We start from the raw sequence: 14,422 nt of genomic DNA on the forward strand, positions 1-14,422 counted from the left end.
CACGCTAAAACCTCAACCGCACGTCAGGTCAACGCGGCGGCCGGGAGACGATGATCACCGGTTGGCGGACACGATCAGGGGACCGGCCCTCGACGTCGAGGAGCTTTCGGCTTCTCCGCCCTAATGTCGACATCGCGTCCGATTCGTCCGCCCGGCGTCCCTGCCGGAGGTGGACACCGGCGCGTCCGCGCGGATCGGGAACCCTGGAGGCTGACGGTGGGCGACGACAGGACCGGTACGGAACTGGGCCGACGCCAGTTCGTCAGGCTCTCGGGAACGGTCGGCGCCACGGGCCTCCTGGGCCTGGTCGCGGCCGGTCGGGCGCGCGCCGACGGCGGCCCCGCCGACGGGGGAGGCCCCCCGGCGAACCCGGACGTCCCCGGTGCTCCGGGCGCCGCCGCCTGTCCCACGCCCTCCGCCCTCTGCGGTTACCCGAGCGACACCGGAGGTCGGTACGACCTGTGGGACCGGGTGCAGGTCTGCACCGGAGCGAAGCCCGGACCGCCGTTCCCACAGTGCCTGCGCACCACCGCGACGTACGTGGTCCTCAACGGCGGGTCCGGGTCCAACCACGACTACCTGCTCGTCCCGACCTGCCGTGTCAGCGGCATCGAGTGCCCGTTCATCACCACCGCCGCCGCCCCGAACTACTGGCTCGACGCGTGGCTGAACGCCCAACCCGGCCAGCCCGGACACGTGGTCTATCCACACGTCGGGCTCGGCATCAACTCGGCCGACCCGATGATCCGGCAGCAGGACCAACTCCACATCCACCTGGCCGGGATCCACTCGGGCATCCAGACCCAACTACAGAACCACGACGCCTCGATCACCAACAACCCGGCCCGGTGGCGCGACCAGATCGTGCCGATCTGGGGGCTGACCAGCACCGGCGCCCCCGCCCCGCGCTCCTACCGGGTCCTGCACGTCGCCAACCTCAACGACAATCTCTTCCGGCTCCTGCTCGACAGCGTGGTACGACCGACCGGATCGACCATGGCGGCCCAGGCGATGGCGGTGACCCCACGCCTGATCGGCAACGGGGGCTTCTACGTCCTGAACAGCGAGCCGGGGTTGACCGTCCCGCCGGGCCAGCCCGGCGGCACCGGCACCGTCGACTTCCTGCTCGCCTACGCGTGACCCGAGCGGTCGGGCACCTCGGCCACGATGTGTCGTGTCCGGCCCCGGGCGGCGGAACACGACATGCTACACCAGCCGCGGTGGTGTGCCGTGCGGAGCGGGACGCCCTCGCGCGGTGGGCGACAAGCGGTGCGAGCGGCCATTTCACGGGTTGACGCCACGGTCGAATCGGACCCATTCTGGCCGGGTGGTCACATCTGAGGAACCGTTCGGTCCGCCGGAGCCGGTAAAACGCGCGACTGACGGGCGGCCGGGTGACTCGCTAGCGTATCAGGAACGGACGTCAAGATCATTGATGGTCCGGCGCGATCCCTGGGCACCCACCGCGCTGACGAGACATCGGGACGGTGAACGGAGATGACCCTGGCCAGTACGCGGACCGCCACGAACGTCCTGGACGACATGCTCGTGCCGCGCGGCTCCGAGCTGACACACCGCCTCATGAGGGGCGTACGGTCCGCTCTCTACTCACACACGGTGGCGGCCCGACGGGTGACGCTCGCGGCCGGTGATCTGTTGCACCAGACGGAGGGCGCGGACGGTCGTGTCTATTTCATCGACGGTGGCGCGATATACCTGGAGCACTATTCTCCGACCGGTCGCCGGACCATTATCGACGTGTTGTCGAGGAACGACTACTTCGGCGAGGACTCACTTCCCGGAATGCCTAACCAGTACATTCCCGCTGCCGTTGTCGACACGAATCTGATCGTGCTCGACACCGCCGTCCTGCGGGACCTTCTCGACGACGCGAGCATCTGCGACGTGTGGTTGCACAGCCAGATGTTGAAAGCGCGTCGGCACCGCTCGCTGCTGCTGCAACACACCACATCCGACTGCGAGGCGCGCCTGGCGATGCGACTGCTCGACCTGGCACAGGGGTTCGGGACCGCCTCCGGACGCACCATCCGGATCGGTCTCAAGCTGCGCCACGAGGACTACGCCGCGATGATCGGCACGACCCGCTCCCGGGTCGGACTGTTCCTGCAACGCTTCACCGATCGCGGGATGATCCGGAGAGCACCGTGCGGTTCCCTCCACGCCGATCCGCGCCTGATCGTCGACTACCTGATGGAACGGATGGGCCTGGGGCCGGGCCGGCTGGCTCGTCCCGACGCCGTGGCGTGACCGCTGCGCGCCCTGCGCCGGCCGCCACCCGCAACGCCGCCGACTCCCACCTGCGACCACGTCGGCCGCAGGCGGGAGTCGGGGGAGACGACCGAGGGGTCACTGTTGGCCGCTCGGTTCCACGACCTTCTGCGTCGTGGTGCTCGGGGTGGCTGCGCGGGCCTGCTCCCGGGCCGACCGGACGTCGTGCCGGCGACGTCGCTCCCGGGCACCCCGATAGAGGCTGCGTCCCCAGAGCAGCAGCCCGCCGCCGTCGAGAAGGAAACTGATCACCGCGATGGTGACGAAGTCAAACGACCCCATCATGGAGTCCTGGCCGGAGACGAAGAGCAGGAACTGGTAGATGAAGCCCCACAGCAGCGGGATCCCGACGAAGATCAGGGTGAGCAGGGCCATCAGGCGCCCGCCGATCCACGCCAGGGCGTACCAGCGCACGACGCGCATCTCCCGCCGGGGCAGGCCGGACTGGTCCACCCGGGGTGCGCGCCGCACCATCCGCGCGACCAGGTTGCGCAGGTAGTCCTCGGTGTCGGACATCAGGTTCCGGCAACCGAGCGCGGTGGCGACGATGTAGTAGCCGTCGGTCCGCAGGAACAGGAAGGTCTGCCAGATGATCCGGACCAGGTACGTGAAGAGCAGTGCCGTGAGCAGCAGCGCGCCCCACTCCGGCAGTTGCAGGTAGCCCTGCCGGCCCGCCCAGAGGGCGAAGACGAAGGACGAGGCGAGCACACCGTCCACCAGGGTCCCGGCGATGAACGCGACGAAGCGCTGCCGCTTCGGCGCCATCCAGATCGTGCTCATGTCGGTCTGGACCACCAGGATGTACATCTGGTTGCCGATGACGAGCCGCGACGGTACGCCCGCCGCCCGCGCCGCGACCATGTGCGCGGCCTCGTGGATCGCGACCCCGACCAGGGTGAGGATGAACGTCGCCCAGGTCAGCGCCGCGAAGTGGATGGGGAACAGCAGCGTCTCGCCGGGCGTGGGCAGCAGGTCGGGATCGTCGGCGGCGAGATACACGCCGCCCGCGATGACCAGGACGCAGAGCAGCAGCACGGGGAGGCTGACCATGCGGCGGGCCACCGTCGGGCTGAGCCAGTTCAGGCTCCAGCTGCGCCGGGGGCGGGACGTCGCGGCCGGGGCGGGGGCCGGGGCGGGGCCGGGTGCGGCGGCCTCGCCGTCGACCTCGACGAAGCCCTCGTCGCCCAGCGCGTCCAGGAAGTCGGTGATGTCGGGCGTCTCGGAGTACTTCTGCTCGTACTGGCGGACCGCCTCGCCCACCGAGTTGCCGGCGGCCAGCGAGTGGAGCAGATCCAGCCCTTCGGCGGGGATCGACAGGAATACCTGCCGCTCGACATCGCCGATGATGACGGTGTCGCCCTCCGCGCGGTGGTCGAACGGGCGCACTCGGACAAGTGTGTCTGGTGGGTAGCCGGCCATGGTCAGTCGTCCTTTTCGCTCATCTCATGCGGATCGATGAAGGCCGGCACCCGGAGTTGCCGTCCGGGTGCCGGCCTTCAGGTGGCGTGTCACCGTCAGGAGACGACACACGCAGCGGCGACAGCGCTGGTCTTCACCGACTCCAGCCGGCGAACCGTGAGCTTCTTCATGAAAATCACCTCCCTCGCGACTCGGGAACCACTACGGTGCCGGTCGCGGGGGAGATCGTCTGCTCACTTATGTGCATACGCCGATAGCGTGTGTGTGGCATTGAGCGAGTCGAACCGAACATACCTCACAGACGACGTCGGTCCGGGGGTGTCCTGGTCGTGCCGACGGGAGCTACGCGTCGGCCCAGCCGGCCGGATTGCTGCACGACTCCCGGCTGATCCCCGAGCCGGTCTCCGGCCAGTCACCGAACCGCTCGTGATGCAGGTGGGAGAAGAGGTAGCAGAAGCCCTCGCAGCCGGCGTCGGGCACTGCCGTCGCCGGATTCGCCCGGACTGCCTCGTAGAACTCCCGGCCCAACGCCACGATGTGGCCGCGCGCGTACAGGAAGCCGTCGTCGGAACCGTCGGTGATCTCGTGGATGTCGGCGCGGTCGATGTCGTACAGCTTGCGCTCGATCACCCGGTCGAGGGCGACCAACTCCGCGCGGGACAGGTCGGCGGAGAGCCGGCGCAGCTCGTCGAGGAAGGGGTCGAGCCACGGGTCCATGGCGTACCCGTCGTCGTGCGCCGGATCGCGGTCGATCAGGGCGCGACGCAGGGCCGCCGGCTCCGGCCCCAACCCGGCCCACGCCTGCTCCACCAGCGCCCAGAAGCGGTCCTCCTCCTCGGCCGTCGGCAGCGTCGGGGGGACGGCAAGATCACTGTTCGTCATGGCCGGACGATAGCGGCGAGCACCGACATCGGGAGTCGGCGTGACGCACGGCGTGCGACCGGTCGCACATTGACAGCGACGGCGAGGGCCGATCAGACTGGCCCGACAATTCCACAGCCGCGGTCACGTGTGGGGGAAGTCCGGTCGAAGTCCGGCGCTGGCCCGCAACGGTGGGCCGCCGGGGGTAACCCCGGTGGCGAGCCCGAATACCTGCCGTACCCGCGCTCCTGCACCTCACCCGTCGTGGCCCACGGGTCGGAGGCCGGCCAGCCACGTCCTGACGGGCGGGCCGGGTTTCTGACGACCGCCGGGCCGGAAAGGCGCGCCCGATGGTCGTCCGCCTGAGCCGGCACCGCCCGCTCACCCTGCTCTGCGGCGTGCTCGCCGCCCTCACCCTGACCCTGACTCTCACCGGTCCGGCGATCGCCGCCCCCGTCCAGGTGGGCGGCGTCCGCTCGGACGCAGCCGCCGGTTGGCTGGCCCGGCAACTGGTCGACGGGGAACGATTCGAGACCGTCTTCGACGGCGTCGCGTACCCGGACCAGGGGTTGACCCTCGACGCGGTCTTCGCCTTCGCCGCCGCCGGTGTCGCCGACGACTTCGGCGCGTCGGCGCTGGCCTGGGTCACCCGGCCGGACGTCCGCGACGGCTATGTCGGCGACGGCACCACCGAGGCGTACGCGGGCGCGACCGCCAAGCTCGCCCTCGCCGTCGCGGTACGCGGCGGCGACCCGACCGACGTCGGCGGGGTGGACCTCGTCACCCGGCTGCGCGGGTTGCAGGCGCCCGACGGCCGCTTCACCGACCGGTCGGCGTGGGGTGACTACAGCAACGCGTTCAGCCAGTCCTTCGCGATCCTCGCGTTGCGCCGGACCGTGGCGGGCGTGCCCCCGTCGGCCGCCGCGTGGCTGGTCGGCACCCGGTGCCCGGACGGCGGCTACCCGGTGCTGCCGGCGCAGCCGGTCTGCGACTCCGACGTGGACGCCACCGCCCTGACGGCGCAGGCGCTGCGGGCCGCCGGACGACACTCCGATGCCGCCGCGGCACTGCGCTGGCTGGTGTCGGTGCAGCGGGTCGACGGCGGGTTCGTCAACGCCGACGGGATCGCCAACGCCAACAGCACCGGACTGGCGGCGCAGGCCCTGCGCGACGGCGGCCGACCGCTGGCCTGGCTGCGGGCCCGGATCTTCCTGACCGGGTTGCAGGTCGGCTGCGCCGCGCCGACGGCCGACCGGGGCGCCGTCGACTTCGACGGCGGGGCCTTCGACCCGGGCACCGCCACCCGCGCCACCGCCCAGGCCGTCCTCGGTGTCACCGGCACCGGGTACGCACGGCTCTCGTCCGTCGGCGCCGCCACCGGCGCACCCACCCTGCCCTGCCTCTGATCACCCACCGATTCCCGTTCCCTGAGGCGAAGGAGTGCCCATGTCCCATGTCCAGAGTCCCGCCCGCCGGTGGTTCGCCGGCCTGCTGGCCGCGGCCGTCGTCGCACTCGGCCTGATCGCCGTCGAACCGTCGCCGCGCGCCGCCCACGCCGCCGCCTGCACCGGCACGACCGGGGTCACCGTCGTGGTCGACTACGGCCCGCTCGGCGGTGGCGTCCAGGTGGCGTGCGCGCTCGGCGACCCGGCCACCGGGCTGGCCGCGCTCCAGGGAGCCGGCTACACGGTGACCGGGACGCAACGATGGGGTCTGGCGTTCATCTGCCGGATCAACGGCCAGCCGACCTCCGCCACCGAGCCCTGCGTCAACACCCCGCCGGCCAGCGCGTACTGGTCCTACTGGCACGCCTCCGGCAGCGGCGCCGCCTGGACCTACAGCACGCTGGGGGCGACCAGCTACAACCCGGCGCCGGGAACGGTCGAGGGATGGTCCTTCGGCACCGGCACGGCACCCAGCATCACCGCCCCCTGACCTGCGGGTTGCCTGACGGGCCGCGCGCCCGCCGGGTGTCGACGCCGTCTGGCGCCGTAGGGCGACCGGGCGGTACGGTGTCGACACCCGGCCTGCCGGGCCACAACTGAATGCGTCCCGTTCGGGGGGAAGCCGGTCGAAGCCGGCGCTGACCCGCAACCGTGTGCGAGCTCTGTCTCGCGAGCCGGAATGCCCCGAACAGGACGAGCGGCTTCCACTGTCGAGGTCTACAGGGTGGGGTCCGGGTAGCCGACTTTCGGCATCTCGTCGCGACCACGTGTACGGGATGCCGCCGGTGCCTTCCGGAGCTTTCACCGACCGCTCTGCGAAAGGCACCCCTCATGCTTTCCTGCTCGCTCCGGCGCGTCGGCGCCGGACTCGGCGCCGCGACCGCCACCGCGCTCGCCGTCGTCGTCGCCACACCGCTGGGCGGGGTGGCCGCACCGACCGCGACCCACACCGCCGCCGCCGGCGACGCCGCGCGCTGGCTCGCCGGCGAGTACGCCGACGGAGTCCTGCCCGGCCCGTTCGGCGGTGCCGACTGGGGCCTCACCATCGACGGCGTGCTCGCCCTCGCGGCCACCGGCGTCGACGCGTCGACCCGGCAGGCGGCGACCGCACAGATCGCCGCGAACGTGCGCTCCTACAACAGCTACGACGACTGGGGCATCGAGGGCTTCACCGACGGCGGGGCCACCGCCAAGCTGCTCTACGCCGCCTCCGCCGCCGGTGGTGACCCGACCGACTTCGGCGGCTGGGACCTGCGGGCGGAGACCCTGTCACTAGTCTCCGGCGCGGACACCGGCCACCAGCACGGCCGGATCACCAGCCGCACCACCGAGGCGTCCGGCCAGGACCCGTCCAACACCTTCGACCAGAGCTTCGCCCTCCTCGGGCTGGCCCGCAGCGGTGGCGCACCGCAGGAGACGGCCGACTTCCTGGTCCGGCAGCAGTGCGTGGCCGGCGGCTTCCGGCTCTATCCCGACGCGGACGGCGCACCGTCGCCGAGTTGCGACGCCCAGGGCAACGCCACGCTCGACGTCGACTCCACCGCGATGGCCGTCCAGGCGCTGCTGGCCAGCGGGGCCGACGGCGCGGACGACGCCGCCCAGCGCGGTGCCCAGTGGCTGGCGGCACAGCAACGCGCCGACGGGTCGTTCGGCGGGTCGGGGCCGACCAGCGGCGCGAACTCCAACAGCACCGGCCTCGCCGGGCAGGCCCTGGCCGCGGCGGGGCGGGACAGCGAAGCGAAGCGGGCCGCCGAGGCGTTGGCGGCACTCCAGCTCACCACGGGCAACGGCGGTGTCGCCGCGGCCGAGGCCGGTGCCATCGCCTACAACACCGACGCGTTGACCGAGGCGGTCGGCGCGGGCATCACCGACAACCTCCGGGACCAGTGGCGTCGGGCCACCGCCCAGGCGCTGCTCGGCCTGGCCCAGGTGCCGCTCGGGCGGATCGGTCTCGACCCGCCGCCCACCGGCGGCCCCACCCCGTCGGCCAGCGCGTCGCCCACGCCCACCGGCTCACCGACGCCGACCGCGTCACCGACGCCGAGTTCGCCACCGCCACCGACCGCCCCGCCCACCGCCAGCGCGACGCCGAGTCTGTCCCCGAGTGACACGCCGTCCACGCCGGTCGCCACACCGACCGTGAGCACCAGCCCTGTCGCGGGCGGCCCGGGACGCCTGCCGACGACCGGCGTGGCCATCGGCGCGTACGTGCTCACCGCGCTGCTGCTCGTCGGCGGGGGAGCGGTGCTGCTGGTGCTGGGCCGCCGGCGGGCCACATGAGCCGCCGTGCGATCCGCGCGGCACTGGTGCTCGCGGTGGCCGGCGCGAGCACGGCCGTCGGGGCGGTTCCGGCACAGGCCGCCGGCCGTGCCGGCCACTGTCCCGACGCCAACGGGGTGACCGTGGTCGTCGACTTCAAGGAACTCGGCGGTGGGGTGGTGGTCCGCTGCGCCCCGGGCGACCAGGCCACCGGTCTGGCGGCGTTGAAGAACGCCGGGTTCCAGATCGCCGGCACCCTGCGCTGGGGCGAGGGCTTCATCTGCCGCATCGAGGGCAAACCCTCGACCGCCACGGAGAAGTGCGTCGATACCCCGCCGGCCAGCGCCTACTGGTCGTACTGGCACGCGCCGGACGGGGGTTCGTGGGCGTACAGCGACCGGGGGGTCCTCAACCGCAAGCCACCGGCGGGCAGCTTCGAAGGCTGGTCGTTCTCCTTCAACCGTAGCGCCGACAACGCGCCCCGGCCTGCGGTGGCACCGAACCGGCCGGCACCACCCCCGCGCACCACACCTGCGGCACCGCCGCCGCCCCGCACCTCGGCACCGGCCCCGCCACCACCCGCACCCGCCCCGCCACCGCCGGGCGCCCCGCCGCCCGTGGTCCCGCCGCCGGCCGCAGGCGCACCCGGGGCGCCGGGCGTCGGCGCCCCGACCGGTGTGGGCGGTACGCCCGCCGCCCCGGCCCCGGTCGCGCCGACCGGCGATGCCTCCGGCCCGCCGCCGGAGGTGCCGCCGACGACAGGCGGCGTCCCACCGCTGGGTGCCGCGCCCGCGCCACCGACCGACCCGACGGGATCGCTCCCGCCGGTCGAGGTCACCGGGGCCCGGGACGGCGACGGCCTGCCGCTGGGCACCCTGGCCGGCGTGTTCCTGCTGGTCGCGTTGGTCGGCGGAGGTGTCCTCGCGGCCCGTCGTCGGCGTACCGCCGAACCGGATGACTGACCGGTCCGTCGTCGACAGCGGCCCACCCGCCCGGGTGCCGGTGCCGTCCAGGGCCCGGTCCGCCGGGGCCGGCCGGTTGCCGCGCAGCCTGCACCCGGGCGCGTGGTGGTGCTGGGCGCTCGGACTGGCGACGGCGGCCAGCCACACCACGAATCCGCTGCCGCTGGCGATGATCGTCGCCGCGGCCGCGCTGGTGGTGGTCCGCCGTCGCGGCGACGCCCCCTGGGCGCTGGCGTTCCGGATGTACCTGGTGCTCGGTGCGGTGATCGTGGCGATGCGGGTGCTGTTCCGGCTCGTCTTCGGTGGTGGCCAGGGCGACCATGTCCTGCTCCACCTGCCGGAGATCCCGCTGCCGGCCTGGGCGGCCGGTATCCGGCTGTTCGGGCCGGTCGCCGCCGAACAGCTCCTCGGTGGCTTCTATGACGGGCTGCGGCTGGCGACGATGCTGATCTGTCTCGGTGCCGCCAACGCCCTGGCCAACCCGAAACGGCTGCTCAAGGCGGTGCCCGGTGCCCTGTACGCGATCAGCACGGCGGTGGTGGTCGCCCTGTCGGTCGCCCCGCAACTGGTCGAGAGCGTGTTGCGGGTACGCCGCGCCCGCCGACTGCGCGGCGCTTCCGGGCGTGGCCTGCGTGCCCTGCGCGGCATCGCCCTGCCGGTGCTGGCCGACGCCCTGGACCGGTCGCTCGCGCTGGCGGCGGCGATGGACTCGCGCGGCTACGGACGCACCGCCGCCGTGCCGGCCGGTCGACGTGCCCTCACCGGTGCCCTGGTGCTCGCCGGGCTGGTCGGTGTCTGCGTCGGCACGTACGGCCTGCTCGACGCGACCGTGCCGGGCTACCTCGGTCTGCCGATGCTCCTCGCCGGCCTGGCCACGGCGGTCGCCGGGATGCTGCTGGCGGGCCGCCACGTCCGCCGCAGCCGCTACCGTCCCGACCGGTGGCGGCTGGCCGAGCTGACCGTCGCCGGATGCGGCTTGGCCACTGCTGCGCTGATGATGACGGCCGGCACGGTGGACCCGGACCGGCTCTACCCACCGGTCAGTCCGCTCACCTGGCCGGAGTTGACGCCCCTGGTGGTGCTCGCCGTGCTGGTGGCCGTGGCGCCGGGCTGGCTGGCCCCACCGGCACCGACGGCGAATCCCGCCGCGCGAACGCTGGCCGTCCCCTCGGCGGCGACGACGGGCCGCACCGGCCACACGTCGCGCCGCGACACCGCCCAGCCGGAGGCGCACCAATGATCGACTTCGACCGGGTCACCGTCCGGTACGCGGAGAGCCGTGAACCGATGCTGCGGGACGTCTGCCTACACATCCCGGAGGGCGAGTTGTGCCTGGTCGCCGGGCGTACCGGGGCGGGCAAGTCGACGCTGCTGCGGGCGATCAACGGCCTCGTGCCGCACTTCACCGGCGGCACCCTGTACGGCACGGTGACGGTGCACGGCCGGGACACCCGCACGTACCCGCCGCGTGACCTCGCCGACGTCGTCGGCGTGGTCGGTCAGGACCCGCTCGCCGGTTTCGTCACCGACACCGTCGAGGAGGAACTCGCCTATGGCATGGAACAACTCGCGTTGCCCGCGCCGGTCATGCGCAAGCGCGTCGAGGAGACCCTCGACCTGCTCGGCATCGCCGAGCTGCGGGACCGTCCGCTGCGGACACTCTCCGGCGGGCAGCAGCAGCGGGTCGCCATCGGTGCGGTCCTCACCAGTCACCCGCAGGTGCTGGTGCTCGACGAACCGACCTCGGCGCTGGACCCGACGGCCGCCGAGGACGTCCTGGCCGCCGTCACCCGCCTGGTCCACGACCTCGGCGTGACCGTGGTGGTGGCCGAGCACCGACTCGAACGCGTCGTGCAGTACGCCGACCGGCTGCTCTACCTCCCCGGTGACGGCACTGTCCTCGACGGGCCACCGGACGCCGTCCTCGCCGACATCGACCTGGCCCCACCGCTGATCGAGTTGGGTCGTGCCGCCGGCTGGACACCCCTGCCGCTCTCCGTCCGCGACGCACGACGGCGCGCGGGCGACCTCCGACAACGGCTCGCCGACGCGTCGCCCCCACCGGCGGCACCGGCACCGGAGGGCGTACCGGCGCTGGCCGCGCGGGGTGTGGTGGTGCGCTACCCGGGCACGGTGGCGGTGCGCGGTGTCGACCTCGACCTGCACCCGGGCCAGGTCGTCGCCCTGATGGGCCGCAACGGCTCCGGGAAGTCGAGCCTGCTCTGGGCGGTGCAGGGTAGCGGCCCCCGACAGGGCGGCACGGTGACCGTGCCCGGCCCGGACGGCGACACGGACCCGAAGACGCTGCCCGCCGCGCGGGCCCGCCGCCGGGTCGGTCTGGTCCCGCAGACCCCCGGCGACCTGCTCTATCTGGAGACGGTGGACGCCGAGTGCGCCCAGGCCGATCGGGAGTCCGAGATGCCCGCCGGCACGTGCCGGGCGTTGCTGGACCACCTCACCCCCGGACTGCCCGCCGACCGGCACCCACGGGACCTGTCGGAGGGACAGCGGCTGGCCCTCGCGCTCGCGGTCCAGCTCACCGCCGCCCCGCCGGTGGTCCTGCTCGACGAGCCCACCCGGGGACTGGACTACCGGGCCAAACGGCAGTTCGCCACCGTGGTCCGGCGGCTGGCCGCGCAGGGTCGGGCGGTCGTCGTCGCCACCCACGACGTGGAACTCGTCGCCAGCCTCGCCGACCGGGTGGTGGTGATGGCCCAGGGCGAGATCGTCGCCGACGGCACCGCCGCCGAGGTCATGCTCGCCTCACCGGCGTTCGCGCCCCAGGTCGCCAAGGTCCTGGCCCCGCAGCCCTGGCTGACAGTGGACCAGGTCACCACGGCACTGGCCCGATCCGGGTCGGCGCGGTGAGCGTGCTGCGGGTCGCCCCGCGTACGGCCGTCATCCTGACCCTGGCCTCCGTCGCCGCGTTCGCCACCTTCACCTGGCCGTTCTTCGTGCCCGCGCAGCCGGAGGCGACGGCGCGGACCACGGAGGCGCCGCTGGTCTTCATCGTCGTCCTGCCGGTCCTGCTCGCCCTCGTCCTGGCCGAACTCAGCTCCGGCGGCATCGACAGCAAGGCCCTGGCGATGCTCGGCGTGCTCGCCGCCGTCAACGCCGCGCTCCGCCCGCTCGGCGCCGGCACCGCCGGGATCGAGACGGTGTTCTTCCTGCTGGTGCTGGCCGGTCGGGTGTTCGGGCCCGGTTTTGGCTTCCTGCTGGGCGCCATCTCGTTGTTCGCCTCCGCGCTGCTCACCGCCGGGGTCGGACCCTGGCTGCCGTTCCAGATGCTGGCCGCCGCCTGGCTGGGGCTCGGCGCGGGGCTGCTGCCGTCCCGGCTGCGGGGGCGGGCCGAGATCGCCGTGCTGGCCGGGTACGGAGCGGTCGCCGCCTACGCGTACGGGCTGCTGATGAACCTCTGGTTCTGGCCGTTCAGCGTCGGCGCGGACACCCAGCTCTCGTACGTCGCCGGTGCGCCGATGCTGGAGAACCTGCACCGCTTCGCGGTCTTCACCGCCGTCACCTCCACCTTCGGTTGGGACACCGGCCGGGCGGTCACCACCGCCGTCGCGATCGTCCTGGTCGGTCCAGCGGTCCTGGCCGCGTTGCGCCGGGCCGCCCGCCGGGCCGCGTTCGACGCCCCGGTGACCTTCGCCGCGCCGACGGTCGGCCCGGCGTCGGGTACGCCGACGGTCGACTCCGGGACGGCCACTGCGACGGTCGACTCCGCGTCGGGTGCGCCCGTCGGCGGGCACGGTGTCGGGCCCGACGCGGTGCCGACCGCCCTGCCGGGACGAACCGGGGGCGGTACGCCACCCGAACGATGAGCCGGGGTGCCCGGTCGGCGGACGGGTTTGCCCGGACGCGGTCGGCGGCCGACACAAGGGGTTCCGCGCTGTCCTGACCCCCGTCGCCACGACCGCTGCACGGCCTCGTCAGGGGCCGCCGACACGTGTAGTGCCTGATCTGTCGCGGAGTGTGGCGACGAGTGGTGGACGTCTGCCCGGATTGCGGTATCCGCAGGTGAGCGTGGGTTACGAGGTCGTAAATCGTGATCTGAGGACGGCTCAGAACCGTTGACGTGGCCTCGCTCACGCTCCTATGGTGAACCACCAGTTCACTCAGTGATCCGATCCGGGCCGGGGGAAGCCCGGCGGATCCCACGCCAGACGACGCTTCCGAGGGATTCGGAGAGTGCCTGCATGACCGTGACAAGAACGACCACCGCCGCGGTGGCCGCCCAGGGCGGACCCGCCGGGCAGGTGGACCCGCCGACACCACGCCGCCGATCCGCCCGACTGGCCGCCGCGAGCAGACGCGGTCGCGATGCCGTCGGTGCCGTCCTCGTGGTGGCGGCGCTCGCCGGCCTGTGGGAGGGGTACAAGGCGGTGGGCCGGGCCGTCGGCGACATCGTGCCCGGCACCCGGATCGCCTTCCCCGTCGCCACCGACGACCTGTCGATGCCGCACGTGTGGACGATCCTCGGCGCACTCGTCGAACCGGCCCGGCGCGGCGACGCGACCACACTCGGCGTCTATCTGCTCGGCGAGACCAGCGTGACGTTGCGCGAGGCGTTCTACGGCCTGGTGGCCGGCGCGTCGCTCGGACTGCTGCTCGCCGTCCTCTTCCTGAACGTGGTGCCGCTGAGCAAGGGGCTGATGCCCTGGCTGGTGGCGTCGCAGACGGTCCCCCTGGTGGCCATCGCACCGATGATCGTGATCTGGGGCGGCAAGGCCGGCGCACCCCCCTGGGTGGCGGTCACCGGCATCGCCGCCTACCTCGCGTTCTTCCCGGTCACCATCAACACCCTGCGCGGCCTCAAGTCGCCGCCGAAGGTCCAACTGGAGTTCATGCGCAGCGTCGGTGCCGGCCGTTGGCAGGTACTCGGGTGGCTGCGGATGCCCGCGGCGCTGCCCTTCGTCTTCGCCGGCCTGCGCCTCGCGGCGACCGCGAGCGTGGTCGGCGCGATCGTCGGCGAGCTCTCCGCAGGCACCGGCCGGGGCATCGGCCGGGCCATCCTCACCTTCGCCTACTACTACTCCAACGGCCCCGAGAAGTTGTACGCGGCCGTCCTGGTCGCGGCGGCGGCCGGCATCGTCTTCGTGCAGTCCCTGGCACTCATCGAGCGCGTGGCGCTCCGGAACCGGCAGACCCGGTGACCACCCCGTCCGCCTCCACAACTCCTGGAGA

12 protein-coding genes and 2 riboswitches are annotated in these 14,422 nt (G+C 73.0%); of the genes, 10 read left to right on the forward strand and 2 right to left on the reverse strand.

The window, feature by feature from the left end:
• The first annotated feature begins 216 nt into the window (after positions 1 to 216).
• Positions 217 to 1,140 (forward strand): CDP-diacylglycerol diphosphatase, encoded by a 924-nt coding sequence (locus tag ACFYTT_RS03135; protein ID WP_387257424.1) that lies wholly within the window; start codon positions 217 to 219, stop codon positions 1,138 to 1,140.
• Between the two features lie 492 nt (positions 1,141 to 1,632).
• On the forward strand, positions 1,633 to 2,268 hold the full coding sequence (locus ACFYTT_RS03140) for a Crp/Fnr family transcriptional regulator (RefSeq protein WP_387257425.1): 636 nt from the start codon (positions 1,633 to 1,635) through the stop codon (positions 2,266 to 2,268).
• A 99-nt stretch (positions 2,269 to 2,367) separates the two neighbouring features.
• Here ACFYTT_RS03140 and ACFYTT_RS03145 read toward each other — a convergent pair whose 3' ends face one another.
• Together ACFYTT_RS03145 and ACFYTT_RS03150 are read right to left on the reverse strand one after the other, a co-directional pair.
• On the reverse strand, positions 2,368 to 3,675 hold the full coding sequence (locus tag ACFYTT_RS03145) for a hypothetical protein (RefSeq protein WP_387257426.1): 1,308 nt from the start codon (positions 3,673 to 3,675) through the stop codon (positions 2,368 to 2,370).
• A 375-nt stretch (positions 3,676 to 4,050) separates the two neighbouring features.
• Positions 4,051 to 4,590 carry a DUF4240 domain-containing protein gene (locus ACFYTT_RS03150; protein WP_176093747.1) on the reverse strand — a complete coding sequence of 180 codons (540 nt, stop codon included), beginning with the start codon at positions 4,588 to 4,590 and terminating at the stop codon, positions 4,051 to 4,053.
• Positions 4,591 to 4,693: 103 nt separating this feature from the next.
• Positions 4,694 to 4,823, forward strand: a riboswitch (cobalamin riboswitch).
• 96 nt (positions 4,824 to 4,919) lie between these two features.
• Here ACFYTT_RS03150 and ACFYTT_RS03155 point away from each other — a divergent pair.
• The 8 genes from ACFYTT_RS03155 to ACFYTT_RS03190 all read left to right on the forward strand — a co-directional run bounded on the left by ACFYTT_RS03155 (position 4,920) and on the right by ACFYTT_RS03190 (position 14,391).
• The gene (locus ACFYTT_RS03155; RefSeq protein ID WP_387257428.1) at positions 4,920 to 5,975 is read left to right on the forward strand and encodes a peptidase; all 1,056 of its coding nucleotides are present in this window, start codon (positions 4,920 to 4,922) and stop codon (positions 5,973 to 5,975) included.
• Positions 5,976 to 6,015: 40 nt separating this feature from the next.
• Positions 6,016 to 6,504: a hypothetical protein gene (locus tag ACFYTT_RS03160; RefSeq protein WP_357214083.1), complete on the forward strand. Its 489-nt coding sequence runs from the start codon at positions 6,016 to 6,018 to the stop codon at positions 6,502 to 6,504.
• Between the two features lie 125 nt (positions 6,505 to 6,629).
• Positions 6,630 to 6,699, forward strand: a riboswitch (cobalamin riboswitch).
• A 146-nt stretch (positions 6,700 to 6,845) separates the two neighbouring features.
• On the forward strand, positions 6,846 to 8,294 hold the full coding sequence (locus tag ACFYTT_RS03165; protein ID WP_387257431.1) for a prenyltransferase/squalene oxidase repeat-containing protein: 1,449 nt from the start codon (positions 6,846 to 6,848) through the stop codon (positions 8,292 to 8,294).
• Positions 8,291 to 9,235, forward strand: coding sequence for a hypothetical protein (locus tag ACFYTT_RS03170; RefSeq protein WP_387257433.1), 945 nt, complete (start codon positions 8,291 to 8,293; stop codon positions 9,233 to 9,235). Before ACFYTT_RS03165 ends, ACFYTT_RS03170 begins: the two co-directional genes overlap by 4 nt.
• On the forward strand, positions 9,228 to 10,475 hold the full coding sequence (locus ACFYTT_RS03175; RefSeq protein ID WP_387257435.1) for a CbiQ family ECF transporter T component: 1,248 nt from the start codon (positions 9,228 to 9,230) through the stop codon (positions 10,473 to 10,475). Before ACFYTT_RS03170 ends, ACFYTT_RS03175 begins: the two co-directional genes overlap by 8 nt.
• The gene (locus tag ACFYTT_RS03180; RefSeq protein WP_387257438.1) at positions 10,472 to 12,103 is read left to right on the forward strand and encodes an ABC transporter ATP-binding protein; all 1,632 of its coding nucleotides are present in this window, start codon (positions 10,472 to 10,474) and stop codon (positions 12,101 to 12,103) included. Before ACFYTT_RS03175 ends, ACFYTT_RS03180 begins: the two co-directional genes overlap by 4 nt.
• On the forward strand, positions 12,100 to 13,059 hold the full coding sequence (locus tag ACFYTT_RS03185; protein WP_387257441.1) for an ECF transporter S component: 960 nt from the start codon (positions 12,100 to 12,102) through the stop codon (positions 13,057 to 13,059). The genes ACFYTT_RS03180 and ACFYTT_RS03185 overlap by 4 nt, the downstream gene beginning before the upstream one ends.
• A gap of 375 nt (positions 13,060 to 13,434) precedes the next feature.
• Complete coding sequence (locus ACFYTT_RS03190) at positions 13,435 to 14,391, forward strand: ABC transporter permease (RefSeq protein WP_387257444.1); 957 nt, start codon at positions 13,435 to 13,437, stop codon at positions 14,389 to 14,391.
• The last annotated feature ends 31 nt before the right edge of the window (positions 14,392 to 14,422 follow it).

This window comes from Micromonospora sp. NPDC003816, assembly GCF_042874705.1.
In the GTDB taxonomy this organism is placed as follows: Bacteria; Actinomycetota; Actinomycetes; order Mycobacteriales; family Micromonosporaceae; genus Micromonospora.